General features: G+C 64.1%; 27 protein-coding genes. 18 read left to right on the forward strand and 9 right to left on the reverse strand.

The window, feature by feature from the left end; genetic code table 11:
• Positions 1–108 precede the first annotated feature (108 nt).
• Positions 109–825, forward strand: a complete 717-nt coding sequence (locus FJW07_RS05475) for an outer membrane protein (protein ID WP_181182569.1) — start codon at positions 109–111, stop codon at positions 823–825.
• 41 nt (positions 826–866) lie between these two features.
• Positions 867–2,273 carry an outer membrane protein gene (locus FJW07_RS05480; RefSeq protein WP_140854956.1) on the forward strand — a complete coding sequence of 469 codons (1,407 nt, stop codon included), beginning with the start codon at positions 867–869 and terminating at the stop codon, positions 2,271–2,273.
• Here the strand turns inward: FJW07_RS05480 and FJW07_RS05485 are convergent.
• From FJW07_RS05485 to FJW07_RS05500, 4 genes are all read right to left on the reverse strand, one after another.
• A complete protein-coding gene (locus FJW07_RS05485) occupies positions 2,162–3,478 on the reverse strand; it encodes an HlyD family type I secretion periplasmic adaptor subunit (RefSeq protein WP_140854959.1) in 1,317 nt (438 codons plus the stop codon). The genes FJW07_RS05480 and FJW07_RS05485 overlap by 112 nt on opposite strands.
• A gap of 12 nt (positions 3,479–3,490) precedes the next feature.
• A complete protein-coding gene (locus tag FJW07_RS05490; RefSeq protein WP_140854962.1) occupies positions 3,491–5,203 on the reverse strand; it encodes a type I secretion system permease/ATPase in 1,713 nt (570 codons plus the stop codon).
• Between the two features lie 51 nt (positions 5,204–5,254).
• Positions 5,255–6,724: a family 16 glycosylhydrolase gene (locus tag FJW07_RS05495; RefSeq protein ID WP_140854965.1), complete on the reverse strand. Its 1,470-nt coding sequence runs from the start codon at positions 6,722–6,724 to the stop codon at positions 5,255–5,257.
• Between the two features lie 322 nt (positions 6,725–7,046).
• Positions 7,047–7,838, reverse strand: a complete 792-nt coding sequence (locus tag FJW07_RS05500; RefSeq protein WP_140854968.1) for a pyrroline-5-carboxylate reductase dimerization domain-containing protein — start codon at positions 7,836–7,838, stop codon at positions 7,047–7,049.
• Positions 7,839–8,034: 196 nt separating this feature from the next.
• On the opposite strand from FJW07_RS05500, the gene FJW07_RS05505 reads away from it, so the two are divergent.
• From FJW07_RS05505 to FJW07_RS05515, 3 genes are all read left to right on the forward strand, one after another.
• Positions 8,035–8,478, forward strand: a complete 444-nt coding sequence (locus FJW07_RS05505) for an SRPBCC family protein (protein WP_140854971.1) — start codon at positions 8,035–8,037, stop codon at positions 8,476–8,478.
• Between the two features lie 88 nt (positions 8,479–8,566).
• Positions 8,567–8,806: a hypothetical protein gene (locus FJW07_RS05510; RefSeq protein WP_140644868.1), complete on the forward strand. Its 240-nt coding sequence runs from the start codon at positions 8,567–8,569 to the stop codon at positions 8,804–8,806.
• Positions 8,807–8,872: 66 nt separating this feature from the next.
• Positions 8,873–9,103: a hypothetical protein gene (locus FJW07_RS05515; RefSeq protein WP_140854973.1), complete on the forward strand. Its 231-nt coding sequence runs from the start codon at positions 8,873–8,875 to the stop codon at positions 9,101–9,103.
• A gap of 46 nt (positions 9,104–9,149) precedes the next feature.
• Here FJW07_RS05515 and FJW07_RS05520 read toward each other — a convergent pair whose 3' ends face one another.
• Positions 9,150–9,854 (reverse strand): SDR family oxidoreductase, encoded by a 705-nt coding sequence (locus tag FJW07_RS05520; RefSeq protein WP_140644866.1) that lies wholly within the window; start codon positions 9,852–9,854, stop codon positions 9,150–9,152.
• A gap of 166 nt (positions 9,855–10,020) precedes the next feature.
• Positions 10,021–10,920 carry an SMP-30/gluconolactonase/LRE family protein gene (locus FJW07_RS05525; protein ID WP_140854975.1) on the reverse strand — a complete coding sequence of 300 codons (900 nt, stop codon included), beginning with the start codon at positions 10,918–10,920 and terminating at the stop codon, positions 10,021–10,023.
• A 107-nt stretch (positions 10,921–11,027) separates the two neighbouring features.
• On the opposite strand from FJW07_RS05525, the gene FJW07_RS05530 reads away from it, so the two are divergent.
• The 7 genes from FJW07_RS05530 (at position 11,028) to FJW07_RS05560 (ending at position 17,406) form a co-directional block, all read left to right on the forward strand.
• On the forward strand, positions 11,028–11,747 hold the full coding sequence (locus tag FJW07_RS05530) for a FadR/GntR family transcriptional regulator (protein ID WP_140644864.1): 720 nt from the start codon (positions 11,028–11,030) through the stop codon (positions 11,745–11,747).
• Complete coding sequence (locus tag FJW07_RS05535; RefSeq protein WP_140652234.1) at positions 11,747–12,949, forward strand: mandelate racemase/muconate lactonizing enzyme family protein; 1,203 nt, start codon at positions 11,747–11,749, stop codon at positions 12,947–12,949. Before FJW07_RS05530 ends, FJW07_RS05535 begins: the two co-directional genes overlap by 1 nt.
• 23 nt (positions 12,950–12,972) lie before the next feature.
• Positions 12,973–13,950, forward strand: a complete 978-nt coding sequence (locus tag FJW07_RS05540) for a sugar ABC transporter substrate-binding protein (protein ID WP_140644862.1) — start codon at positions 12,973–12,975, stop codon at positions 13,948–13,950.
• Between the two features lie 78 nt (positions 13,951–14,028).
• Complete coding sequence (locus FJW07_RS05545) at positions 14,029–15,006, forward strand: ABC transporter permease (RefSeq protein ID WP_140785696.1); 978 nt, start codon at positions 14,029–14,031, stop codon at positions 15,004–15,006.
• 3 nt (positions 15,007–15,009) lie between these two features.
• Positions 15,010–15,741, forward strand: a complete 732-nt coding sequence (locus FJW07_RS05550) for an ATP-binding cassette domain-containing protein (protein ID WP_140644860.1) — start codon at positions 15,010–15,012, stop codon at positions 15,739–15,741.
• Positions 15,742–15,751: 10 nt separating this feature from the next.
• The gene (locus FJW07_RS05555) at positions 15,752–16,507 is read left to right on the forward strand and encodes an SDR family oxidoreductase (RefSeq protein ID WP_140854978.1); all 756 of its coding nucleotides are present in this window, start codon (positions 15,752–15,754) and stop codon (positions 16,505–16,507) included.
• An 8-nt stretch (positions 16,508–16,515) separates the two neighbouring features.
• The gene (locus FJW07_RS05560; protein WP_140785698.1) at positions 16,516–17,406 is read left to right on the forward strand and encodes an aldose 1-epimerase; all 891 of its coding nucleotides are present in this window, start codon (positions 16,516–16,518) and stop codon (positions 17,404–17,406) included.
• Here FJW07_RS05560 and dinB read toward each other — a convergent pair.
• Together dinB and FJW07_RS05570 are read right to left on the reverse strand one after the other, a co-directional pair.
• On the reverse strand, positions 17,378–18,637 hold the full coding sequence (gene dinB / locus FJW07_RS05565) for a DNA polymerase IV (RefSeq protein ID WP_140785699.1): 1,260 nt from the start codon (positions 18,635–18,637) through the stop codon (positions 17,378–17,380). The genes FJW07_RS05560 and dinB overlap by 29 nt on opposite strands.
• 275 nt (positions 18,638–18,912) lie before the next feature.
• Complete coding sequence (locus tag FJW07_RS05570; RefSeq protein WP_140644857.1) at positions 18,913–19,293, reverse strand: cupin domain-containing protein; 381 nt, start codon at positions 19,291–19,293, stop codon at positions 18,913–18,915.
• Between the two features lie 274 nt (positions 19,294–19,567).
• Between FJW07_RS05570 and FJW07_RS05575 the strand changes: the two genes are divergently transcribed.
• Positions 19,568–19,915 (forward strand): hypothetical protein, encoded by a 348-nt coding sequence (locus FJW07_RS05575; protein WP_246680667.1) that lies wholly within the window; start codon positions 19,568–19,570, stop codon positions 19,913–19,915.
• 29 nt (positions 19,916–19,944) lie between these two features.
• Positions 19,945–20,181, forward strand: coding sequence for a hypothetical protein (locus FJW07_RS05580; RefSeq protein ID WP_140644856.1), 237 nt, complete (start codon positions 19,945–19,947; stop codon positions 20,179–20,181).
• 81 nt (positions 20,182–20,262) lie between these two features.
• On the opposite strand, the gene FJW07_RS05585 is transcribed toward FJW07_RS05580, so the two are convergent.
• Positions 20,263–21,480 (reverse strand): TadE/TadG family type IV pilus assembly protein, encoded by a 1,218-nt coding sequence (locus FJW07_RS05585; protein ID WP_140785700.1) that lies wholly within the window; start codon positions 21,478–21,480, stop codon positions 20,263–20,265.
• 280 nt (positions 21,481–21,760) lie between these two features.
• On the opposite strand from FJW07_RS05585, the gene FJW07_RS05590 reads away from it, so the two are divergent.
• The 4 genes from FJW07_RS05590 to FJW07_RS05605 all read left to right on the forward strand — a co-directional run bounded on the left by FJW07_RS05590 (position 21,761) and on the right by FJW07_RS05605 (position 24,280).
• A complete protein-coding gene (locus FJW07_RS05590) occupies positions 21,761–23,011 on the forward strand; it encodes a pilus assembly protein TadG-related protein (protein ID WP_140645010.1) in 1,251 nt (416 codons plus the stop codon).
• Between the two features lie 5 nt (positions 23,012–23,016).
• Positions 23,017–23,457 carry a TadE/TadG family type IV pilus assembly protein gene (locus tag FJW07_RS05595; RefSeq protein WP_140644854.1) on the forward strand — a complete coding sequence of 147 codons (441 nt, stop codon included), beginning with the start codon at positions 23,017–23,019 and terminating at the stop codon, positions 23,455–23,457.
• The gene (locus tag FJW07_RS05600; RefSeq protein WP_140644853.1) at positions 23,447–23,857 is read left to right on the forward strand and encodes a TadE/TadG family type IV pilus assembly protein; all 411 of its coding nucleotides are present in this window, start codon (positions 23,447–23,449) and stop codon (positions 23,855–23,857) included. The genes FJW07_RS05595 and FJW07_RS05600 overlap by 11 nt, the downstream gene beginning before the upstream one ends.
• 120 nt (positions 23,858–23,977) lie before the next feature.
• A complete protein-coding gene (locus FJW07_RS05605; protein ID WP_140785097.1) occupies positions 23,978–24,280 on the forward strand; it encodes a hypothetical protein in 303 nt (100 codons plus the stop codon).
• The last annotated feature ends 53 nt before the right edge of the window (positions 24,281–24,333 follow it).

The raw sequence follows: 24,333 nt of genomic DNA on the forward strand, positions 1-24,333 counted from the left end.
TCCATGCAGTGCTACTGCGTAAGGTAGTAAGCGCTTTCTAATATGATATCCAAAAGATGGGCTTGGCGCGGTTTTAAATACCGTCCGATCGGTGAGGGGGCACCTGCAGTGACACGACTTTTCTGGAGCCTGGTTTCGTTCTTGCTAGGCATTGCATTCACCTCGGGCGCCTTGGCCGGCGATCTCGTAAAACCGGGCACTTATGATTGGTCCGGCTTCTATGTCGGCGTGAATGCCGGTTACAGCTTCGTCAGTGTCAAACCCATCTATGGCGATGAGGATTTCGCGAGCAAACACAGCGACGGGCTGACCGGCGGCGCCCAGATCGGCGCCAACTGGCAGGTCGACCGCATCGTGCTTGGCATCGAGGCGGACCTGCAGAAATCGAATGCGCGTGGAACGGCGGTCCTCGACTTGGCGCCAAGCGAACAGACAATCGATGTCAAGCTCGATTGGTTCGCCACCATCCGCGCCCGCGTCGGTTACTTGATGACCGACCGGGCGCTGATCTACGCCACGGCAGGCCCGGCGATGGTCAGGGCCAAAACCACCATCTACACCAATTTCATCAACACCGAGATGGGCCTCGCCGGGCAGAGCACGCATGTCGAATCGGAAAACCGCTCCGGCTGGTCGATCGGCGCTGGCGGCGAATTCGCCTTGGCCGACAACTGGAGCCTCAAGGCCGAATATCTCTACGCCGATCTCGGCTCGAAGTCCCACTACTACCTGGACCCAGTCGGTAACGGTGCTTTTCTGCAGAACCAGACCGGCGGCGCCGTCAAGTTCCAGACCGTGCGAATGGGACTGAACTACAGGTTCTGAGCCGCCCCAGCCGTTCCGTTCCCAGCAATGCAAGCATCCCAATGAAGCAGCTTCTTTTCACGGCCGCGCTCGTCCTTGCCACCGGTGCCGCCCACGCGGTCGATGGCGCACGGGAAGCGCCCGTCGCTTCCTGGTACTGGGCCGGCGCCTATGTGGGCGTGAATGCCGGGGCGGGCCTCGGCACGTTCAAGCATCCGGTCTTCAATCTGAGCTACGATGAAACCGCGGGCGGCTTCCTGGGAGGGATCCAGGCGGGCTACAACTGGCAGTCCGGCCGGGCGGTGTATGGTGTGGAAGCCGACTTTCAAGGCTCGGCCGTGGAGGGCTTTTACACACAGTTCAAGCTTGCGGACACGACGGTCGGCTGGTTCGGCACGCTGCGGGCCCGCGTCGGCTACACGCCTGTCGACCGCATCCTGGTTTACGGCCCCGCCGGCCTGGCCTATGGCCACGTCAGGACCGACTTGCTCAACGGTATCATCGGCTCGTCCAAAACCAAGGCCGGATGGACGATAGGGGCAGGCGCCGAGTACGCGCTCAACGCGAACTGGACGGTCAAGACCGAATATCTCTACACCGACTTCGGCCAATCGACGATCATTCCGAATTTCAGAAACGACATTGCGTTTCACACCGTTCGCGCCGGCCTGAACTACAAGTTCTACGCCCCCACGCAGCAGGAATTGATGCCGGTTGCTTTCTCCTTCGATTGGGCTGGCGGCTACATCGGCGTGAATGCCGGCGGCGGCTTCGGCACGTTCAAACATCCGGTTCCCGACAGCAACGGCTTAAGCTTCGATGTCACGGCGAGCGGCTTCCTTGGGGGTGTCGAGGCTGGCTATAACTGGCAGTCCGACAAGGCGGTCTACGGCCTCGAAGCCGACTTCCAGGGCTCGACCATCAAGGGCGCTTTCTCGATATCGGGGGCGCCGGCGCCCAACACCTATATCGATACGCAGGTGGACTGGTTCGGCACGCTCAGGGTCCGCGCCGGCTACAAGCCCGTCGATCGCATTATGGTCTATGGCACCGGCGGCCTTGCCTACGGCAACGTCCAGATCGGCTTCGACTACGGTCTGTTCAGTTCGTCCAAGACCAAGCTTGGCTGGACGATAGGAGCAGGCGCCGAATACGTGCTCGATGCGAACTGGACGTTCAAGTCTGAATATCTCTACACCGATTTCGGCAAATCGACCGTCAGCCCCGATATCTCTCTTGAGAACGACGTCGCGTTCCACCTGGTTCGGGCCGGCCTGAACTACAGGGTTCTGAACGTTGCAAATCTCGAGGCTGGGCGCTGCCGATACCGCCGCGCGCGAGCGTCCGCTTCGCAACTCTACCTTTCCCTGAACGCCCTTGCGAAAGAATCCATCATCGGGCGTACCAGATACTCGAAGAAGGTCCGGTTGCCGGTGCTGATGAAGGTGTCGACCGGGGTGCCGGGATAAAGCTGTTCTCTCTTGATGTCCTGGGGCAGGGCATCGGTGATCTTCAACCTGGCGCGGAAATAGGGTTCGTGAGTAGCCTCGTCGATCAGCCGGTCGGCGGAAATCTCGCTCACCGTGGCCGGGACTTCCGGCGTCAGGCGGGCGTTGAGCGCGGAGAGCCTGAGCTTCGCCTGTTGGCCGACATGCACCTGGTCGATGTCCTTCGGCCGCAGCCTGGCGTCCACCACAAGGCCGGATGACGTGGGCAGGATCTCCATGATCTTTTCGCCAGGCGACACCACGCTGCCTTGCGAATTGTAGGTCGACGACACCACGATGCCCGCCGCCGGCGCGGTGATCGTCGTGCGCTGCAGCACCGCTTGCGCCGCGCGCATCCGCTCCTCGATGTCGGCGAGATTGGTGCGTACATCGTCGAGCTTGGTCAGCGCTTCCTCGACGCGCTGCGTGGTCGCGCGCTCGGTCTGCGCCTGCGCCTCGACGATCTGCGTGTTGGCCGAGGCGAGGTCCGCCTCCAGCGCGCCGGCCTGGCCGACCAGGTCGGCCTCCGAGCGCAGCAGCTGCGAATATTCGGTGCGGTTGGTGAGGCCCTTGTCGAGAAGGTCGGTCTTGATGCCGAGCTCCTTCTTCACCACCTCGGCCTGCTGTTCGATGGCGAGTTTCTGCGCGTTCAAGCCCTTGACCGACTCGCGGTGCATGGCGACGCGCTGCGCCAGGATCGACTGCTCCGAGCGGAACCGTGCAAGCCTGGCGTCGAACTCCTTCTGCTGTTCGCGGATGAGGTCTTCGAATTCCGGCTGGAACGGCGCTGGCGCGGGCTCGGCGATCGGCGCCAGCCTGGCGAGGCCGTCGCGCTCGGCCTCCAGCCGCGCGGCACTGGCCTTCAGCGCGATCCACTGCCTTGTTAGGCGGTTGAGATCGGCCTCCGCGGCGGTCCGGTCGAGCAGGATGAGGTTCTGGCCTTCCCGCACGCGGTCGCCTTCATGCACCAGCAACTGCCTGATGATGCCGCCCTCGCGGTGCTGGATCAGGATGTTGCCGCCGGTCGCCGCGATCGTGCCTTGCGTGATCACCGCGCCGGCCAGCGGTGCTTTAGCCGCCCAATAGCCGAAGCCGCCGACCATCAATGCGATTGCCGCGTAGCCGGCGAAGGCCGTGCGCCGGAAGTCGGTGCGCGGGCGGCCGTCGAAGGTGAGGCTCTGCGTCATCGTTCAGGACCCCTAGCGGATGCTCTGCGAGGCGCGGATGGTCGGCGCGAACGATCCGGTCACCACCGTGCTCTGCCGCGTGCCCTTGCCTGGCTGGCGCAGCACCTCCGCGCTCGGCCCGAACGCCTCGATGACGCCGCCGCGCAAAACCATCACGCGGTTGCAGGCCGCGGCGATGGAAGGGCGATGCGTGATCACGATCGTGGTGACGCCGGCGGCGCGCGCGGCGGCAAGCACCGCCTCGAGTGCCGCTTCGCCGGCGCCATCGAGATGCGTGCTCGGCTCGTCCAGCACCAGGATGCGCGGGTTGCCGTAGAAGGCGCGCGCGAGCCCGATCCGCTGCCGCTCGCCGCCGGACAGCGTCCCGGCGATCACCGTCTGGTAGCCGTCGCGCAGCGAAAGGATCAGCTCATGCGCCGCGGCGCGTTTTGCCGCCTCGACGATTGCGGCGTCGTCCGCGTCCGCGTCGAAGCGGGCGATGTTTTCGCGGACCGAGCCGGGGAAAAGCTCCACTTCCTGCGCCAGATAGCCGATATGCCGGCCGAGCTGGTTTTCGTCCCAGGTCCTGAGTTCCGCGCCGTCGATCCTGACCGAGCCGCCGCTCGGCTGGGCTGCCCCGACAAGCAGCCGCGCCAGTGTCGACTTGCCGGCGCCGCTCGGGCCGATGATCGCCACCGCCTCGCCGGGCTTGATCGCAAAACTCAACCGCTTGAGGATCGGCTCGGCGCCGAACGTGGCATTCGGCGCGATGAAGAAAAGATCCTGCGCCGAAATCGCGCCGGTCGGGTCGGGCAAGACGAGCTTGCGCGCCTCTGCCGGCTGCGCCGAAAGGGTGCCCTCGAGCCGCGTCCAGGCGCGCCGCGCCTCGACGAGTTGCCGCCACGAGCCGATCAACTGGTCGAGCGGCTGCAGCGCGCGCGACGACACCAGCGAGGAGGCGAAGATCATGCCGGCCGTCATCTGGCCCTTGAGCACCAGCCATGCGCCGGTGCCGAGGATCGCCAGCTGCAGCATCATGCGCAGCGCCCGCGAAGCGCCGCTGAAGACGGCGTTGGCGCTGGCCGAACGATCATGCAGGACAAGCGCCTCCGCCACATGGCGTCCCCATGCGCGCGCGGCGTTTTCCACCATGCCCATGGCGCGCAGCGTCTCGGCGTTGCGGGCAAAGGCCTGCTCGGCCCGGCTGGCCAAGGCCGAACGCTCCGCCGAGAGCGCATCGTTCCTGCCGATGGCGAACTGGTTGGCGAAGACCAGCACGACGAGCAGCGCCGCGCCGCCGAGCGTCACCCAGAACAACAGCGGATGGATCAGGTAGAGCAGCGCCAGGAAGACCGGCGCGAAGGGCAGGTCGAACAGCACCGCCACGCCGCGCGAGCGGATGAAGGCGCAGACCGAGGCGAGGTCGGTGAGCGGCGACGGCGCGTTCCTGGCGCCGAGCGAAGCGGCGAACATTCTTGCGCCAAGCCTGTCATTGACCGTCGCGGCCACACGTTGCGTGTAGACCGCGCGGATGGCGTCGAGGAAGCCGAGGAAGCCGAGCGCCGCGACCGCGATGACCGACAGATAGACAAGCGTCTCGAGGCTGGAGGAGGGCAGGACGCGGTCATAGATTTGGAGCAGGTAAAGCGGGATCACCAGCAGCAGCAGGTTGATGAGCAGCGAGAACAGCCCGACATCGGCGATGGCGCGACGCAAGACTGGCCGCAATCCCGACTGTCCCGTCATTTCCCGCACTCCTCTCCAACCCGGATCACGGGCAGTCGCCTAACGTCCGAATCAGGCCGAATGCTCGCTTGCCGTGCCGAGATGCTGCTGCGTGCTGCTTGCGGTGTGGCTGGTCAGCGCCGCCGCCTGGCTTGGCAAGTCGTTCAGCGTATAGGCCCTGATATAGTCGATCTTCATCTCGGCCGGTGTGGCGAGATGGTCCGGCGGCGCGCCGGCTTGGCCGCCGATCGCAAGGTCGACCAGCATGTACATCGGCTTGTTCATGTCCGACGGCGTCGCCGCTTCGGCGACCTGCACGCCGTCATAGGTCCAGACCAGCTTGTCCGGCGTCCACAGCAGGCCATAGGTGTGGAAGCCGGCGGTGTCCATAGCGTTCACCGTGGATCCGACAGTCGTGTGCTGGCCCGTCTGGTTGGTATGCGCGGTCATCAGCAGCGAATTCGGGTTCTGGCCATACTTTTCGATCACGTCGAGCTCCGGCGGCCAGGAGCCGTCCTCCGGCAGCAGCCAGAAGGCTGGCCAGGCGCCGGCATTTTCCGGCAGGTCGGCCTTCATTTCGAAATAGCCATAGGTCTGCGAGAACGAGTCATGCGTGGTCAGGATACCGGAGGTGTATTCGTAATTGTTGATCAGCGGCTTGATGTCGGCCGGCGCCTGCGCGGCGGTGATGGAGAGCACGCCGTTCTGCACGCTGAACGGATGCACCGAGCTGGTCGGGCCGTAGTTGGCGTCGATGTACCATTGCAGTTCGCCATTGCGGGTGAGCGTGCTGCCGTTCGCCGCGCCCCACCAGAAGTTGGTGTCCCAGGTGCCGCCCTGGCTGTTGTGAAGGTTCAGCGTGTTGAACTCGTCGCTGAAGGACAGCGTCATGCCGGACTTGTCGATCGGCAGCTCGAACTGGTTGGGCTGCAGCTTGTCGATCGTCATGTTCTTGAATTCGAGAATCTCGCCCGACCCCAGATTCAGCATCACATTGGGCCCCGCCTGGATCAGGTTCTCGTGGATGGCGGCGAACGACGTGAATCCATAGCCATCGAGGCGCACGGTATCGTTCGACGCGAAATTGACGATCGAGTCGCTCCCGTTGCCCTTCGCGATGATGAAAGTGTCGGCGCCGGCGCCGCCATCGATCAGGACATCATTGCCCGCGCCGCCGTCCAGGGTCTGGCCGCCCGCCGTGGCGGTGATGATGTTGTCCAGCGCGTTGCCGAAGGCGTAGTTGTGGGCGTTGGTGACGACGAGGTTTTCGACATTGTCCGGCAGCGTGTAGCTCATCCATGTGTTGATCGTGTCGACACCCTGCCCAGGGTTCTCGAACACCTTGTTGCTCGCCGAATAGAGGTAATAGATATCGTCGCCGGAGCCGCCATACATGGTGACGTTGACACCGCTGGCGCCCCAGATGGAGTCGTTGCCGGAGGTGCCATACAAGGCAGGTCCGGACGAGGCCGCCGAAAGCCAATGGTTGGAAGCGCCGCTATAGTAAAGAGGAACGCCTACCGCGTTGACGACGAAGCTCATCGGAGAATCCTTCCGCGCTGCCCCGCCCGGAGGTTCATTGCAGGTTCAAACGACCACTTCGAACCAATTTGCAACGTGGACTATGGTTCCCGAAAACAAGCAATTAGTACAGAGAAAATTGCCAGTATTTTTATCGATATTTTGTGAAGATAGAATAAGTGCTATCTAATACAATCATGGCGTGAGTTATTCTCAATTTACTTAATTTTGCAAGATTTTCTGCCAAAAGATTGTGCAGACAGCTGCGAATGGATGCGTTTGTCGCAGCGGTGCCACAGGTGGTGGCCGATCGAGTCTTGGCTTTTAGGATTGGAGCGTCCGCTCACGTCTCGCCCATCGCGATCGACTTTTCGAACGCCGCCTCAAGCCCCTTGGCGACGGCATCGTCGAACCCGGCTTCGCACATCGTCTCGATCGCGGCGGCGGTGGTGCCGCGATAGCCGAGAAAGACTTCCACCGTGTCGGCGGGCGCGGCGTCCTTCATCTCGAGCAGCCGGCCAGTGCCGGTCAGCACCGTGTTGACGGCGCGCTGCGCGACTTCGGGCTTCAGGCCAAACGCGCCGGCGTGGCGCATCATGGCGTCGGCCAAAAGGGCAGGGAAGGCCGGGCCGGATCCGGTCAGGCCGGTGAGATAGTCGATGTCGCGCTCGCTGCCGACCTCGTCCTGGCTGCCGCAGGCGAAAAATATCGCGCGCACGATGGCGCGGTCCTCGCTGGTGGCATCGCTGCTGGCGATCCAAGGCGTGTAGGATTTCGCGACCTCGGCCGCGGCGTTGGGCAATGTGCGCACTACCCGGCGCGTGCCATGCTTCGCACCGATCTCGGCAAGGCGGATGCCGGCCATCACCGAAATCACCAGTTTGCCCTTGGCGTCGATGGCGAGCGAGGGCCAGTCCTGCGGCCGTACCGAAAGCATGATGATGTCGCAGCGGTCGGCGAGCGCCTGGTTGTCGTCGGTCCAGAACGCGCCGGCAAAACGATCCGGCTTGGCGCTCCGGTAGGAGAGGGCAAGGTCCTGTGCGCGAACGATGCCGGCCTGAAGCGCAGCATCCGCGATGGCGCCGCCCAGCCAGCCCGCGCCGCCGACGATGCCGAGTCTGATCGAAGCGTTCATGTCTGCTCCCCTTCAGTGGAAGGCGCACGGTAGCCGCCCGACTCTGGATCAAAAAGATAGAGCATGATGTCATCCGAAAAACCGCTTCACACTTTCGGCACCATGCTCTAGTCAAAAAATTTGACGGCCTCTGTCGGATCGGCTGGGGGGCCGCCCGTCCTTGGGGCATCGATCAACAAAGCAAGGATACCGAGATATGCCGAGCACAATCCACCTGCATCGCGTCCTGGCGACCAAGCCGGAAAAAGTCTACCGCGCATTCATCGAGGCCGATGCGCTGGCCAAGTGGCTGCCGCCGAACGGCTTCACCTGCACGGTGCACCAGTTCGAGGACAAGGTCGGCGGCACCTACAAGATGTCCTTCCGCAACTTCACCACCGGCGACAGCCACGCCTTCGGCGGCGAATTCGTCGAACTCGTCCCGGGCGAGCGCCTGCGCTACACCGACCGCTTCGACGACCCCAACCTGCCGGGCCAGATCGAAGTGACTGTGACCTTGAAGAAAGTGTCGGTCGGCACCGAGATCAACATCACCCAGGCCGGCATCCCGGACGCCATCCCCGCCGAGGCCTGCTATCTCGGCTGGCAGGAATCGCTGCGCAACCTGGCCAAGCTCGTCGAGCCCGAGATCAACCAGTAAAGTTGTGGGTGGGCGGCGGCCGGTGCAACGGCCGCCGCCTTACCCAAGGTAAGTAAAATTTCACCAAGCGCTGTTAAAAGCCGCTTCCATGGATCGCAACAAGAACAACGACCTGTTTGTCCTGATGGCCGCGCTCGCCGCCATCGCGATCTACAACATTGCCTGCGGCATCAGGACAGGCGAAGTCCGCGGCAAGTTGCATTGGGTCGCCCTCGCGGACGATCCGACTCGCTTCTGGAACATCGTGGTCGGCAATTCGATTGTCCTGGTGGCGTCGATAGCCTTCCTGTGCGTTCTGTGCGTGCTAAAATCCCGTAAGCTCGGATGATCCGAGGCGACATACCTTTCACACGACGATAAGCAAAATTTCATCGGGCGCGGCTAAACGTGCTCCATGGACCGCAACAAGCACGACGCCGTCTTTGTCCTGGTGGCGGCACTCGCCGCCTTCGCCATCTATAACCTTGCCTACGGCCTCAAGACCGGCGAAATCCGGGGCAGGCTCAGCTGGATTTCGTGTGTGGACGACCCGGCGCGTTTTTGGAGCAACGTTGTCGGCAATGTCGCCGCTGTCGTTGCCTTGTTGGGCTTTCTCTGGCTGTTGCACCTTCGCCGTCGCAAATGACGTTACGCCCGGCAATAATACCGGGCGCCGTCCGCTGCGGCGTGACTTACAGCGCCCTTGTGATGCCGCCGTCGACGCGGATGTTCTGCCCGGTGATGTAGGCGGCCCCATCGGAAGCAAGGAACGATATCGTCGCGGCGATCTCTTCCGACGTGCCGTAGCGCTTCATCGGCACGCTGTCGCGACGCTCATTGGTCGTCGGCAGGCTGTCGATCCAGCCGGGCAGCACATTGTTCATGCGGATGTTGTCGGCGGCATAGGTGTCGGCGAAGATCTTGGTGTAGACGGCAAGCCCGGCGCGCGCCACGGCCGAGGTCGGAAACATCGCGCTCGGTTCGAATGTCCAGGCGGTCGAGATGTTGATGATGACGCCTGACTTCTGCTTCTGCATCACCGGCGTCACCAGCCGGGTCGGGCGCACGGCGTTGAGGAAATAAGTGTCAATGCCCTTGTGCCAGTCCTCGTCGCTGATCTCGATGATCTCCGCGCGCGGTCCGTGGCCGGCGCTGTTGACCAACACGTCGATGCGGCCCCAGCGTTCCAGCGCGCCGTCGGCAAGGCGCTTCAGGTCTTCGTTCGACTGGTTGGAGCCGGTGACGCCGAAGCCGCCGAGTTCCTTGCCCAGCGCCTCGCCCTTGCCGGAGGAGGAGAGCACGCCGACCTTGAAACCGTCCGCCGCCAGCCGCTTGGCCGCCGCAGCCCCCATGCCGCTGCCGCCCGCCGTCACCAGAGCTACTTTTTCTACTGCCATGTCCTGATCCATCCTGGGTGTCTGGGTTGAAAGCGATCCTGTTATCATGCGGAGCGCGGGGGATGAACCGGATTGGATTGCGCCAAGGCGTCCGCGATTGGCGGTTCGCGCGCTGGCTAAGGCGCTCATCGCCATCTTCGACGGCCACGCGCCGGCCGATGCGAGATTATCCGAAGCGGTTGGCCGGCGCGCCGCGCACGCCGGGCTTGAACGCGAACAGGCCGCCCTCGTAGGGATTGGCGGCAAGATGCTCCGCGCTCATCGTGAAACGCGCGGAGGTCACGAACAGCGTGTCGAGACCTGCGCCGCCGAAGGCGCAGCTCGTCGGCCAGCTGCAGGGCAGCTCGACGATCCGGTCGAGCCTGCCGTCGGGTGCGATGCGGGCGAGGCAGCTCCCGCCCACCACCCGGCAGTTCCAGACATAACCCTCGGCATCGAGACAGGAGCCGTCCGGCAGGCCGCGCTGGAAGCCGGTAAAGAAGGGCAGGCGTTCGCCGAGCCGGCCGGCCTTCTCGTCCCACTCATAGCTGTAAAGCGCGTTCTTCGTCGTGTCGGCGGTGACGAAGCGGCCGTCCGGCAGCCACGCCATGGTGTTGGTGATGCCGAAGCGGTCCTCGCTGAGCGACGCCGCCTTGCCGTTGGAACCGACCCGGTAGAGCCGGCCCTCGTCGCTTGCGATGGCCAAGGGCGCGTCGTCCGGTCCGATATTGTTGGCCATCGTGCCGACCCAGAACGAGCCGTCCGGCGCCACCACGCCTTCGTTCAGTCTTGTGCCCGGCCGGTCGGCCTCGATCGTCGCCAGCGTCCGGAACGGCCCGCCGAAATCCCACAGCGCAATCGCCTTGCGCAACCCGACGACGGCGCCGCCATCGGCGCGCAGGCCGACCGAGGTGACGAGGTCGTCCGTCGGCCAGTTCTCATGCGCTCCGGTCGACGGGTTCAGCCGATGGATCCGGCGGCCGATGATATCGACCCAGACCAGCCTGCCGCGGCGGTCATCCCACACCAAGCTCTCGCCGACCACGTCGCGCGCGTCGAAGATCAGGCCGGCTTCCGTTTCGTGCATGAGGCCTCTCCAGGGGCAGGGTTCCAGAAATCGGCTTGACATATAGCTTTTGCATGAAATATGAGCAATTGAATAACAACCTGTCATACAGGTTTTGAGGGAGCGGCATGCAGGAGCAGACAGATCCACCGGGCGAACCGAATCCCGGACTGGTCAGCACGGCGATCCAGGCGATCTCCCAGCACATCCGCTCGCAAGGCCTGGCGCCGGGCGATCCGCTGCCCAGCGAAGCCGCCATGACGCGCCAGCTCAACGTCTCCCGCACCGTCGTGCGCGAGGCCTTCCGCTCGCTGTCGGCGATGCGGCTGATCGACATGAGCGCCGGGCGCCGCGCCACCGTCGCCAAGCTCGATACCGGCGCCATGTCGATGGTCATCGAGCACGGCATCACCACCCAGCAGATAAGCGTCCAGCAGGTTTATGACGTCAGGCGCACCATCGAGATGCGCACGGTTGCGCTTGCCGCACTGCGCCGTACCGACCAGGAGGCCGAGGCGATCGCCCGGTCGGCCCGGCTGATGCGCGAGAATTTCACGAACCCGGAGGCCGTCATGGAACATGACATCGCCTTCCACGAGGCAATCGCGGCGGCCTCGCACAACCCGGTCTTTTCGCTGATCGTCACCGCCTTCAGTGGTGTCACGCGCCGCACCTGGGTGATCGGCTGGCGGACCCGCTCGTCCGGCGAGGCCCAGCTCAAGATGATCAAGGGCCATGAGGACATCGCCGACGCCATCCTCAAGGGCGATCCACGGCTGGCGGCCGAGCACATGGCCGAGCATTTCGACAAGAGCGTCAAGGCGCTGCTCGACGCGGGGATTGCCTGATGAAGATCCGCGCCATCGAAACCGTCCGCATCGAGGAGCGGCCCAATTTGCTCTGGGTCGAGGTTCATACCGACGAGGGCATCACCGGGCTCGGCGAGACCTTCTTCCTGTCGCGCACCGTCGAGGAATATCTGCACGAATATGTCGCGCCGCGGGTGATTGGCCGCGACCCGCTGCAGATCGACCTCCTGGCCGCCGACCTCGTCGGCTATCTCGGCTTCCGCTCCAGCGGCGCCGAAGTGCGCGGCAACTCGGCCTTCGACATCGCGCTGTGGGATATTTTCGGCAAGGCCACCGGCCAGCCGGTCGCGCAACTGCTCGGCGGCTTCAGCCGCCGTTCGATCCGCACCTACAACACCTGCGCCGGCACCGAATACATCAAGGACGCCAAGGGCCAGACGACGGCCAATTACGGTATCGGCGCCGGGCGCGACTATGACGACCTCAACGCCTTCCTCACCCGCGCCGGCGACCTGGCCGGGGAACTGCTGGAGGACGGCATCACCGCCATGAAGATATGGCCGTTCGACCACGCCGCGGAAAAGACGCGTGGCAACGACATTTCCGCCGCCGACCTGAAGGCGGCGCTGGAACCGTTTGAAAAGATTCGCAAAGCCGTCGGCGACAAGATGGACATCATGGTCGAGTTCCACTCCATGTGGCAGCTCCTGCCGGCCATCAGGATCGCGGAAGCGCTGAAACCCTACGCCACCTACTGGCACGAGGATCCGATCCGCATGGACAGCCTCGGCGACCTCAGGCGCTACGCCGCGGCAAGCCCGGCGCCGATCTCGGCCTCGGAGACGCTGGGCAGCCGCTGGGCTTTTCGCGACCTGTTGGAGACGGGAGCGGCCGGCATCGTCATGCTCGACATCTCCTGGTGCGGCGGCCTGTCGGAAGCGCGCAAGATCGCCTCGATGGCCGAGGCTTGGCGGCTGCCGGTGGCGCCGCATGACTGCACCGGTCCGGTCGTGCTCGCCGCCTCGACGCATCTTTCGCTCAACGCGCCCAATGCGCTCGTCCAGGAAAGCGTGCGCGCTTTCTACCGCACCTGGTACCGTGATCTGGTCACCGCGCTGCCGGAAGTGAAGGACGGCATGATCACCGTGCCGCCCGGGCCGGGGCTGGGGTTGGCGCTCAGTCCGGACCTCGGCCGCGCCTACACCGTCCATCGTCGCGTCAGCGACGGGACAAGCATTTGAAAAATCCAAAGGGAGGAACAGACATGAAGAAACTCACCGCAATGCTATTGCTCGGCGTCGCCCTGATCGGCGGCCAAACCGTGGCCCGCGCCGACGGGCTCAACATCGTCTTCACCCACCATTCGTCGGCCTCGAACACGTTCTGGCAGGCGGTGAAGAAAGGCTTCGACGATGCCTGCGCCAAGGTCGAGGCGAACTGCAACATGGTCTTCACCCAGACCGAGGGCTCGGTCGAGCAGCAGGTCGCGAACATGCGCGCCGCGCTTGCCGCCAAGCCCGACGCGCTTTTGACCTCCATCGTCGACGACCACGCCTTGGACGACGTCATCAAGGAGGCGCGCGACGCGGGCGTGCTGGTGATCGCCGTCAATGTCGACGACACCGAGGGCGCCAAGGGCAATGCCCGGCAGGCCTTCGTCGGCCAAGGCTTCAAGCCGGCCGGCTATTCGCTCGCCAAGGCGATTTCCGAGAGCTTCCCGAAGGACGGCCCGATCAAGGTGCTGGTCGGCATTTCGGCTCCCGGCCAGAACTGGTCGGAAAGCCGCGGCGCCGGCATCATGCAGTTCCTCGATGAGTACAAGGCCGCGCATAAAGACCGTGACGTGTCGTGGGAGCGCATCGACAGCGGCACCGATCTCGCCATCACCTCCGACCGCGTCGGCGCCTATCTGAACGCCCATCCCGACACCACGGCCTATTTCGACACCGGCTTCTGGTGCGCCGGCGTAGCGCGCGTGCTGGCCGATCGCGGCGTGGCGCCCGGCAAGGTGCTGCTCGGCGGCTTCGACCTCGTTCCGGAAGTGCTGCAGCAGATGCAGAAGGGCTATGTCCAGGCGCTGGTCGACCAGCAGCCCTACATGCAGGGCTTCATGCCGGTGATGGAGGCCTATCTGAACAAGAAGATCGGCCTTGCTCCGTCGGATATTGACACCGGCCAGGGCATCGTGCGGCCGAAGGAAGCCGACAGCATCATGGCGCTGTCCGCCCAGGGACTGAGATAAGCTCTCCAACAGCGAGACCCGCGTCGGCGGCGCCAGCCGTCGCCGATGCGTCTTAATCCCGAACCCCGGAGCCTTTCGTTGAAGCGCCTGTTCAAGACCTATCTCGAAAAACCGGAGCTGGCCGGGCTGATCCTTCTGGTGCTGCTCATCGTCCTGTTCCAGGTGCGCTCGCACGGCGTGTTCCTGAACGCCGACAATCTGCGCGGCATCCTCGGCATCCTGCCGGAGGCCGGCCTCGTCGCCATCGGCGTCACCATCCTGATGATCAGCGGCGAGTTCGACCTCTCGGTCGGGTCGGTGTTCGCGCTGATGCCGATGTCGATGGCGGTGCTAATGGTGCATGGCTGGCCGTTCCCGCTGGCGCTGCTCGCCGGACTGGCGGTCGCGGCGGCGATCGGCTTCATCAACGGCTATATCACCATCCGCTTCGCCATCCCCAGCTTCATCACCACGCTCGGCATGCTGTTCATGGCGCGCTCGCTCACGGTCGTGGTCTCCGGCGGTTTCCCGCCGCTCTTACCCGCCGACCTGCCCAACTGGCTGTTCACCTCCTTCGTCGGGCCGGGCAACATGTTCCGCATGTCCTTCCTGTGGTTCGTGGCGGTCGCGGTGCTGACCTCGCTGATGCTGTCGCGCACCAATTTCGGCAACTGGATCAAAGCCACCGGCGGCTTCCTGCCGGCCGCCGCCTCGATGGGCATCCCGACCGCCAGGGTCAAGATCGTCTGCTTCATGCTGTGCTCGGTGCTTTCCGGCTTCGCCGGCATGCTGCAGGTGCTGCGGCTGGGCTCGCCGCTGCCCTCGATCGGCGAGGGGATGGAGTTGCAGGCGGTCGCCGCCGCGGTCATCGGCGGCGCCTCGCTCACCGGCGGCATCGGCACGGTGATGGGCGGTATCATCGGCACGACGCTGATCCGCGTCATCGACAACGGGCTTGTGCTCAGCCATGTGGACGCCAACTGGTTCAAGTTCGCCATCGGCTTCCTCACCATCTTCGCCGTCGTCGCCAATGCCTGGATGCGCAAGCGCGCCAAGGCGATCAAGATGGAGGGCTGAGCCGTGGGCGACGCGATCATCTCGGTGCGCGACCTGCACAAATGGTATTCCGGCGTGCATGCGCTGAAGGGCGTCTCGCTCGACTTCAAGCGCGGCGAGGCGCTCGGCCTTGTCGGCGACAACGGCGCCGGCAAGTCCACGCTGATCAACATCCTGTCCGGCGTCCACCGCGCCGACCAGGGCGAAATTCAGGTCGAGGGCAGGGCGGTCAGCATCGCCACGCCGCGCGACGCCATGGATCTCGGCATCGAGACCATCTACCAGTACAACTCCATGGTCCCCACCATGTCGATCGCCAGGAACCTGTTCATCGGCCGCGAGCCGACCCGCTTCTCGATCCTCGGCGTCGGCATCCTCGACCAGAAGAAGATGGCAGAGGAAAGCATCCGCGCCATCGCCAATGTCGACCTGCATTTGCGCTCGCCGGAGGCGCTGGTCGGTGAGCTCTCCGGCGGCCAGCGCCAGGGCGTCGCCATCGCGCGCGCCATGCATTTCAAGTCGAAGGTGATGATCCTCGACGAGCCGACCAACCATCTCTCGGTCAAGGAGACAAACAAGGTGATCGGCTTCGTGCGCGGCCTGAAGGAGCAGGGGGTGACAGGCGTCTTCATCAGCCACAACATGCATCACGTCTTCGACTGCTGCGACCGCATCGTGGCTATGGCGCGCGGCGAGGTGGTGCTGGACAAGCGTATCGAGGATACCTCGATCGACGAAGTCCATTCCGTGCTGTGAGGAATAGGCGATGAAGGCGCTCGTTGGTCGTAAGGTGCTTCTGACGGGCGGGCTGGGCTCGCTCGGCCGGGCCCAGGCGGTGGCACTGGCGCGAGCCGGCGCGCGCGTGCTGTTGCTCGACCGCCCTGATGCCACGGGCGCGGCGGAGATAGCCGCCGGGTTGGCCGGCGAGGCCGCAGGCGACATTGCCTTCATAGGCTGCGATCTCAACCGGCTGGCCGAGGCGGAAGCGGCGGTTGCCGCGCTTGCGGCGAAGGAAGGCGGCATCGACATCCTGATCAACAACGCGGCGCTGATCATCAACCGGCCGTTCGAGGAATTCTCGCTCGCCGAGTATGAGGACCAGATCCGCGTCAACTCTTCGGCCGCCTTCGCGCTGGCGCGGGCCTGCGCTCCAGGCATGAAGGCCAAGGGCCACGGCAAGATCGTCAACTTCTGCTCGATCACGCTCAACGGCCGCTGGGACGGCTACGTGCCCTATGTCGCGTCGAAAGGCGCCATGCTCGGCCTCACCAAATCGCTGGCGCGCGAGCTTGGGCCGCATGGCATCAGGGTGAATGCCGTATCGCCGGGCGCGGTGATCTCGGAGGCGGAAGAGCGCGTCTTCGGCGATCGGCTGAAGGAATACAATGACTGGATTCTCGCGAACCAGAGCCTGAAGAAGCGCATCGAGCCGGGCAACGTCGCCGATCTCGTGCTGTTCCTCGTCTCGCCTGCCTCCGACATGATCAGCGGCCAGAACATCGCCGTCGACGGCGGCTGGTGAGGGCTGGCATGGTTGAGCTTCGCGATGGCCGCGCGCGGCTCGTGCTCGCGCCCGACAAGGGTGGCGCGATCGCCCGTTATGATGCGCTTGTCGGCAGTGCGCGGGTTCCGCTGTTGCGGGCAGGGGACGGCGCCGGCGCGTCCGGTTGCCAACTCCTCGTGCCGTGGTCGAACCGCATCTCCGGCGGCGGCTTCACCTTCGACGGCCGCTTCCATGCCATCAGGCCGAATGTGCCCGGTGAAGCCTTTCCGATCCACGGCGACGGTTTCCAGAAGCCCTGGCGGCTTGCCCGCCATACCGACACCGAAGCCGAGCTGATGCTCGATGACGGCGCGATCGGTCCTTACCGCTACGCGGCCTCCGTTGTGTACTCGCTACACGACGGCGCTCTCGAGGCCCACCTTACGGTGGAGAACCGTGCCGGCATGCGCTTGCCCTATGGCCTCGGTTTCCATCCCTGGTTTCCGCGCGGCGCCAGGACCACGCTGAAGGCGAAGGCAGGGCGGGTTTGGCTGGAGGATGAGCGCCATTTGCCAACGGGCGTCGCGCCGCTTGCTGAGCATCCGTGGTGGGATTTCTCGCGGCTCTCGCTTTTGCCGGCGGGTTGGGTAAACAACGCCTTTGTCGGCTGGGATCGTCGCGCTACCATCGTCCAGCCGGCGCAGGGGATTGTGCTTGAGCTGGCAGCCTCGCCGGAGCTGGACGTGTTCATCCTCTATTCCCCGTCGCATGATGCCGGCTTCTTCTGCTTCGAGCCGGTGTCGCACCCGGTCGATGCGCATCATGGCCAGGGGCTGACGGTGCTCGATGATGGGGCGACGATGAGTGTGACGATGCGGCTGGATTGGGTGGAGCTGGGCGCAGGCCCCTTTACAACTCCTTCTCCGCCAGTTCCCTGAACCCGTCCGGCACCGAGCGCGCGCCTTCCAGCGCCACCGTGCCGTAGCCGACGGCCTCCTTGCCGAAGCGCTGCCGGATCTTGTCGATGGCGCGGTCTGCGCCGAAGCGCGCGAGACCTTTTCGGCTGCCGGGCTTGAGCTTCTCGTCCGCCAGGCCGAGCGGCAATTCGAGCTGCAGCTCGGTATGCTCCTCCAGATGCGAGACCGAGATGGCGAGCAGCGAGATGTCGCGCTCGCCCGGATGGGCGGCCAGCACGCCGCGCACCAGCTCCTCGGCGATCTCGGCCAGCATCGCGGTCGCGTGGATCGGCTGCTCGAGCGTAATCGAGCGGCTCACCGCGCGCATGTCGGCGAAGCGCACGCGCACCGTGACCGTGCGCCCCGGCCGGTCCTTGGCGCGCAAGCGGCTGGCGACGCGGTCGGCCAGATGGAGCAGCGTCGGCACGAAGACGCGCGGCAGCGCCGGCTTCCTGCCCAGCGCCGATTGCGCGCCGGCCGAATGCGCGCGCCGATGCGTCTCGAGCTTGCGCGGGTCGCGGTTCCAGGCAAGCGCGGCAAGCTTCTGGCCGGCGGCATGGCCGATCAGCCGCTCCAGCGCCCCGCTATGCGTGCGCGCCAATTGCCCGATCGTCTCGACGCCGATTTCCGCGAGCCTGGCCTTGGTCGCGGGGCCGACGCCCCACATCAGCGTGACGGGCAAATCGTGCAGGAAGGCGAGCTCGGTGCCGGGCTCGACCACCACCAATCCGTCTGGCTTGGCGACCTGCGAGGCGATCTTGGCGAGATGTTTTGTCCGCGCCACGCCGATCGAGATCGGCAGGCCGAGCTCGGCCTTCACCCGCGCGCGGATTTTTCGCGCGATCTCTTGCGGAGGGCCAAACAGATGCGTGCAGCCGGCGACGTCGGCAAAGGCCTCGTCGATCGAGATGCGTTCGACCACCGGCGTGAAATCGTCGAGCACCTTGATCGCCGCATCGCCGAGACGCTGGTATTCGGAAAAATGGCCGCCGACGAAAATGAGCTGCGGGCAGAGCTCGCGCGCCTTGCGGCCGGACATGCCGCCGCGCACGCCGAAGACCTTGGCCTCATAGGAAGCCGCCAGCACCACGCCGCCGCCGACGGCGATCGGCTTGCCGCGCAATGACGGATCGAGCAACTGCTCGACGGAGGCGTAGAAGGCATCGAGATCGGCATGCAGGATGGTGGCGGCAGCGGCGTCCTTAGCGAGCATCCTGCGCTCCCGTCTGCAGTGCCCGCTTTGCCGCGGTGCAGTATTAGATTTCTCTGTTGGAAAAGACTGATTTAGGGAACATAAAGAGAACAAAAGCAGTCTAGTGTCAAGGCCCCTATGAGCCTGCTTTCTGTGTCTTCATACAAATGAATGAGCCTGCCTCATTCATTCGAATGAGGCGGCGATCGCACCTGCGAACGGGATCAAGGTGACGTCGCCTTGATCCCGCAGCTTGGCTGGTGCAGCTTCATAGCCGCCCATCGGCTGGATCCGGCCTATGCTGGTTTGGCGTATTGCTCGGCGCTCAGCACCTCGATGCACTGGAAGGGCTGATTGCCTTCCACCCAGGCGTCATGGCCCGGCGGGATGGTATAGGACGTGCCGGCCTCGAAGGTCTTTTGCGTGCCATCGGTCATGCGCACGGTGATCGATCCGGACACGACGTAGCCGACATGCGAGACCTGGCAGCTGTCGGTCTTGACCACCGGCTTGACGCATTCGGACCATTTCCAGCCCGGCTGCATGTTCATTCGCGCCAGGGAATAACCGGGCAGCCGGACGATTTCGACGCGCGTCTTGGCGGGCGCGCGGACCTCGTCGGGAGTGTTGTGCGATTTGGATTCGAGTTTTGTCACCTGCATTGCAGCTTCGGCCATGGCATCCTCCCTTGTAAAAGCGGAGCCCGACGTTGCGATCGTCGGCGACCGCTATCCCATTCATTCATACGCCTTATCATAAGGTATTGCTAATGTAATAAGGGCCGCGGCTGGCTAAAGGCCGCGCTTCGGGCAACGGTCCCGGGTCATGTTCGGACCGAAGTCTCACCCGCCGAACGCAGAGGCCCGAGGCGCCGATTTCCGGGAAACAACAACGGCCCCATTTCATTGGCTAGCAAGCCGCCGGACAAAGTCCCTTCATCGGCGGTTGACGATGGGTGCCCGCCATTCCTGCGATATGGCGGGCATTCCTTTCGCCCTGGAAACTCTCTTGGAGTTGCTGGCCGTGCAACCCGGCAACGTGATCGCGAACCTGTTTGCCGCGCTGCTTTTGGCGGGATTGATCGGCGGCGTCTTCCTCCTCTTCGGCAGGCCGCTCTGGCCACAACGCCATGCCCAGATGGTGGTCCTTCTTCCGATCGACACGATGGCCACCAGATCGGTGCGCAAGGCCTGTGCCGAGCCATGCCTACCTACTCGCTTCGATCTCAAGCTTGCGCCCGTCAGGCCATCCGCCGAACGCAGGCGAGGGAACCAGTCCGCGCCTCGTACCGTTGATTGAGCGAAGGGATGGCGCAGGCGGAGGCCGCCATGCATAATTTCGAACTCATCGATCTTTTGTGCGTCATCGACGCATGTGCGAGCGACCTGTCTGCCGGGCGCCTGGTGCCGATGTCGAAGGCCGTCGAGGAATTTCGCGTCCTGACCGGCGATTTCGTCTCGTCGGATGCGGATGCGGCCAACGCCTTGACGCAGGTCGCGCTCGAGCGCGGCTGCGCGGTGCTCTTCGACGAGCAGGCGGGCGCGGATATCATAGGCGAGTTGTGATCTTCCCTAGAAGCAATTCCAGGAAAGGCGCGAGCGGTTTTCCGTCCGGAATTGCGTTCAAAGGGATGACGAGATTGGCGTTCATTTCGCCAGGGTGATCATCCGTCCCGCATACATAGCGCGGTTCCCAAGCTCGGCCGTGCAATCCGATTTAACGGCGGAGCTCCCCGTCATTGCGACAGTGTCGCCGACCAGCCGCAGGCAACTGCCCTCGGCGTTCATGTCCGAATTTCCGGCATAGGTGATGGCAGCGTCCGGGGCGTAGATGAAACCGCTCACCACCGAGCCGGATCCGCCGTTCAGCGTCAGCGCCTGGGTGTTGCCGCGCGCCTGGTAGATTGTGATGCCGGCGTAGGGGCCGCTGGCCGGCGGCGACAGGTTCACCTGCTCGTTGGCGTTGATGATGAGCTGCGAGTTCTCCATCAGGAAGATCGTCACGCCCTGGCCGCTCAGGCTGCCGTTGCCGCCTGGCTTTATGGTGACGTTGCGCATGATGTAGGTGCCCGGATTGAGGGTAATATTTCCCGACAGCGTCTTGTCGCAGTAGGTACCCGGCGAAAGCGTTATTGTCTTGCCGTTCGGCACGGGCAGGCAGAGCGTGTAGGGAGGCGGAACGACGTCGGCCAGCGGATCGAACGAGGCATATTGGTTTTCCTGCGGCGCGCCGCAGGAAAGGGTGGCGCTGGGCGGCGTCAACCCTTGCGTGCCGCCGACTGTCGAGACGCAGCCAGCGCTGACGATCGCCGAGCCACCCCGGCTGACGGCGTCGGCGGCGTCCGAATTGGCCGCGATCACGCAACCGCTCATCGCCACATTGGTGGAGCCCTGCAGGCTGACCGCACCGTCGGCATTCTGATCGAGCGCGAGCACGCAGGCCTGCGCGCCGGGCTTGATCTTGACCGAGGCGGAGCGCGTCGCCGGCCAGGCCGGCATGCCGGGGACGAAGGCCGGTCGGCTTATGCTCGACGACACCGAAATGAAGTAGGCGCTCGGATCGCCGCTGGCCCCGGCCTGGAAGGCGGCGACGCTGCCCGCATATTCCTGCGCGTCGGCGGTGCTCATATTGGCCGCGAAGAAGGTCTGGCCGAGTTGCTGCACATCGCTCGCCGACATGCTCGCCTGGTATTTCGTACCGATTGCAAGGTCGGCCGCGTCAAGCGAATTCTGCAACTGCGCGGCGTCGTCGCTGGTGCCGATCAAGTTGATGGACCCTGCCAGGGCAAGCATCAGCGGCACCATGGCCACCGCGGTCGCGACCGCGAAGTTGCCGCGCCTCGAAGCCCAGAAACGTGCAAACATGGAAGTCCGCCCTCGTCGTATATGCGAAAGTGATAGGCACGCTGTCTCTACGGGCGATTTCCAAAAAAGATAAAATGCGGAAAGTGCTAAAATATATGGTTTTACTAATGGTTACATCTTAAGTCTGAGCGTTTCTGGGCCTTAAGTCTTAGTGTGCGCGGCGCAAGGCGGGGTGGCGGCCCGATGCAGTCCTAACAGCGCAAGTCGAGCGAAATAATTAGGCATTCGTTCATATGATAATGATGACGTAACGGCTGGGATAGCTTGGGTGCGCTCGGCCATGGCCTTTTCAGGTCGGTTCATCAGAAATCTTTTTTCTGGACTGGTCTCTCGACGCTTTTGCGAAGGCAAGGGCGGCAATGTCGCGACCATCTTCGCGCTGACCCTGCCGGTCGTCATCGGCGGCGCCGGGCTCGGCGTCGAGACCTCCTATTGGTACTATTCGAGCCTGAAGCTGCAGGCGATCGCCGACGCGGCCGCCTATGCCGGCGCGTTGGAAAAGATCGCGGGGTCCGACACCGCCACCATCACCGCCGCCGCCACGACATCGGCCGCCTCGAACGGGCTGGGCGGCGGCACCATCGTCGTCAACACCCCGCCGGCGTCCGGGCCGAACACGGCCAAGAAGGCGGTCGAGGTGATCCTCAACCAGAACCTCGACCGCATGTTCACCTCCATCTTCACGCAGACGAAGGTGCCGGAGCAGGCGAGGGCGGTGGCACTGATCACCGATGCCTCCAAAGCTTGCGACATAGCTCTCAGTCTCACGGCTTCGCAGGCGTTGCTCTTCTCCGGCAACACCAACGCGAAGAAAATCGGCTGCGTTGACATGGCGAATTCGAACGCCTCCGACGCAATCAAGATCCAGGGCTCGGCGGCTGTCCAGACCGACTGTCTGATCACCGTCGGCGGCATGGTGCTGAACAATCCGCCAACGATGGTTTGCAAGTCTCCGATCACCCAAGCCCTGCCAGCGGCCGACCCGTTCGCCAGCTTGCCGGCTCCCGCGACCTCAAACCCATGCCAGAAGATCAACGGCAACAAGACGACGCAAACGATCCAGCCCGGGACCTACTGCAGCGGCATGAACCTCAACGGCAATATCACGCTTTCCCCCGGTGTCTACGTCGTCCAGGGCGACTTGAAGATCAATGCGGGTGCCGTCATCCAAGGCAGCGACGTCACGATCTTCATGGCCGGCAGCAACACCGTCAGCATGAACGGCAACGCCACCGTGACGCTGGCCGCCCCGACCACGGGCACCTATTCCGGCGTGCTGTTCTACGGCGACCGGACAGGGACGGCGGCGCAAAGCACTTTCAACGGCAACGCGACTTCGCTTTTGACCGGCGCAATCTATTTTCCCAGGCAGCAGGTCAATTACCTTGGCAATTTCTCGGGTAAGAACGGCTGCACCCAGGTTGTTGCCGACACCATTCAGTGGTCGGGCAACTCGACCATCAACCAGGACTGCTCGAGCCTCGGGATGAAGGACATCCCGGCCACCCAGTCGGTTGCGGTGGTCGAGTAGCGGCCATGCGGCTACGGGCAATCCGCTTCGGCAGGGACCGCGCCGGCATCGCCGCGGTGGAGCTCGCGCTGGTGATGCCGGTGCTGTGCGCCGCTCTTCTGGGCGTCTTGGACGGCTGGTCCTACGTCACCAGCTCGCTGGCGATGCGGGCAGGGGTGAAGACGGCCGCCAACCTTGTCATGGCAGGCGGCACCGACGACAGCGCCACCCAGGCCGCGGCGCTGGCGAGCTGGGAACACAAACCGGACGATGCGGCGATCGCGGTGAGCCGTGCCTACAAATGCGGAACGACCGTGGTCACCTCGACCACCATCTGCAGCGGGCCGAAAGTGCCCTCGGTCTTCGTCCAGATCCAGGCGTCGGGCACCTGGAAGCCGCCTTTCATCTTCGGCGTCTTCCCGCGCGACACGTCGATCGGTCATCTGCAGGTGGTCCGTGTCCGCTAAGCAAAGGCGTCAAGCATTTGTCGGCGACATCTCGGGTGGCGCCGGTCTTGAGTTCGCGCTGGTTGCGCCCTTCCTCATCATGCTGCTGTTCGGCATCTTCGCCTTTGGCTGGTCGATGAACAACATCTCCAGCGTACGCTATGCGCTTGAAGCCTCCGCGCGCTCCCTGCAGCTCAACAACACGCTGACGCAGGCCGACATCCAGGCGGTCGCGACGCAGAAACTGCAGGCGCTGGGCCTGCAGAACGTGAACGTCACCATCACCACCGACCCGGCGAGCGGCGGCTTCCGCATGGCGCACGTCAACGCCAGCTACGCCTTCGTCATCAGCTTTCCTTATTTCAGCGATTATCCGATCAGCTATACCACCTCGGTGACCGTGCCGCTGGTCGGCGGCTAGAAGGTCGATCGCCGCCCGGTATCAAGCCGGAACATTAGCGATCTCTAAATCGTGTAAGTTTCGCGCCAGCCGGAGTGCTAAACTAGGAATTTGCCTGTCATCCATATCGGAAGCGCAGCCATGACCTCTGTTGTTGGAAGCCAGCACGGCACCGGCTTGGTGCATCATCCGAGCAAACCTCCTGCGTCGTCGGAAGCCTTCCCGGGCAAGAGTGGCGAAAGCGTTGGCCACCTTGCAAAGGCCTCGGTTTGCGAGACGGATGACAGCGAGCCGAATGCGCAAGGAAAAGCCGCGTCCCGCATAGCTCGGATGGATCTGACGGTCCTTTCCCCGACCGGTTCAGGTGAACGCCAGGAGCCGGGCGCCGCGGTACCCACGGATCAGGATGCAGGCGACACGCAAGCCTCGGATCCTTCGCTTTAGGCGCGTCGCGCCGGGCGCATTTCTGGTCGACCGGGACTGGTTCTCGCGCCGGG

Origin of the sequence: Mesorhizobium sp. B3-1-9 (genome assembly GCF_006439595.1) — a bacterium.
Classification (GTDB): Bacteria; Pseudomonadota; Alphaproteobacteria; order Rhizobiales; family Rhizobiaceae; genus Mesorhizobium.

Excerpts from the sequence above, each read along its gene's own strand:
- FJW07_RS05530 (WP_140644864.1), top strand. The coding sequence starts at position 11,028 with ATGCAGGAGCAGACAGATCCACCGGGCGAACCGAATCCCGGACTGGTC.
- FJW07_RS05510 (WP_140644868.1), top strand. The coding sequence starts at position 8,567 with ATGGATCGCAACAAGAACAACGACCTGTTTGTCCTGATGGCCGCGCTC.
- FJW07_RS05605 (WP_140785097.1), top strand. The coding sequence starts at position 23,978 with ATGACCTCTGTTGTTGGAAGCCAGCACGGCACCGGCTTGGTGCATCAT.
- FJW07_RS05535 (WP_140652234.1), top strand. The coding sequence starts at position 11,747 with ATGAAGATCCGCGCCATCGAAACCGTCCGCATCGAGGAGCGGCCCAAT.
- FJW07_RS05490 (WP_140854962.1), bottom strand. The coding sequence starts at position 5,203 with ATGACGGGACAGTCGGGATTGCGGCCAGTCTTGCGTCGCGCCATCGCC.
- FJW07_RS05560 (WP_140785698.1), top strand. The coding sequence starts at position 16,516 with ATGGTTGAGCTTCGCGATGGCCGCGCGCGGCTCGTGCTCGCGCCCGAC.
- FJW07_RS05570 (WP_140644857.1), bottom strand. The coding sequence starts at position 19,293 with ATGGCCGAAGCTGCAATGCAGGTGACAAAACTCGAATCCAAATCGCAC.
- FJW07_RS05575 (WP_246680667.1), top strand. The coding sequence starts at position 19,568 with ATGGGTGCCCGCCATTCCTGCGATATGGCGGGCATTCCTTTCGCCCTG.
- FJW07_RS05520 (WP_140644866.1), bottom strand. The coding sequence starts at position 9,854 with ATGGCAGTAGAAAAAGTAGCTCTGGTGACGGCGGGCGGCAGCGGCATG.
- FJW07_RS05590 (WP_140645010.1), top strand. The coding sequence starts at position 21,761 with ATGGCCTTTTCAGGTCGGTTCATCAGAAATCTTTTTTCTGGACTGGTC.
- FJW07_RS05485 (WP_140854959.1), bottom strand. The coding sequence starts at position 3,478 with ATGACGCAGAGCCTCACCTTCGACGGCCGCCCGCGCACCGACTTCCGG.
- FJW07_RS05515 (WP_140854973.1), top strand. The coding sequence starts at position 8,873 with ATGGACCGCAACAAGCACGACGCCGTCTTTGTCCTGGTGGCGGCACTC.
- FJW07_RS05555 (WP_140854978.1), top strand. The coding sequence starts at position 15,752 with ATGAAGGCGCTCGTTGGTCGTAAGGTGCTTCTGACGGGCGGGCTGGGC.
- FJW07_RS05540 (WP_140644862.1), top strand. The coding sequence starts at position 12,973 with ATGAAGAAACTCACCGCAATGCTATTGCTCGGCGTCGCCCTGATCGGC.
- FJW07_RS05480 (WP_140854956.1), top strand. The coding sequence starts at position 867 with ATGAAGCAGCTTCTTTTCACGGCCGCGCTCGTCCTTGCCACCGGTGCC.
- FJW07_RS05495 (WP_140854965.1), bottom strand. The coding sequence starts at position 6,724 with ATGAGCTTCGTCGTCAACGCGGTAGGCGTTCCTCTTTACTATAGCGGC.
- FJW07_RS05505 (WP_140854971.1), top strand. The coding sequence starts at position 8,035 with ATGCCGAGCACAATCCACCTGCATCGCGTCCTGGCGACCAAGCCGGAA.
- FJW07_RS05580 (WP_140644856.1), top strand. The coding sequence starts at position 19,945 with ATGCATAATTTCGAACTCATCGATCTTTTGTGCGTCATCGACGCATGT.
- dinB (WP_140785699.1), bottom strand. The coding sequence starts at position 18,637 with ATGCTCGCTAAGGACGCCGCTGCCGCCACCATCCTGCATGCCGATCTC.
- FJW07_RS05595 (WP_140644854.1), top strand. The coding sequence starts at position 23,017 with ATGCGGCTACGGGCAATCCGCTTCGGCAGGGACCGCGCCGGCATCGCC.
- FJW07_RS05500 (WP_140854968.1), bottom strand. The coding sequence starts at position 7,838 with ATGAACGCTTCGATCAGACTCGGCATCGTCGGCGGCGCGGGCTGGCTG.
- FJW07_RS05525 (WP_140854975.1), bottom strand. The coding sequence starts at position 10,920 with ATGCACGAAACGGAAGCCGGCCTGATCTTCGACGCGCGCGACGTGGTC.
- FJW07_RS05585 (WP_140785700.1), bottom strand. The coding sequence starts at position 21,480 with ATGTTTGCACGTTTCTGGGCTTCGAGGCGCGGCAACTTCGCGGTCGCG.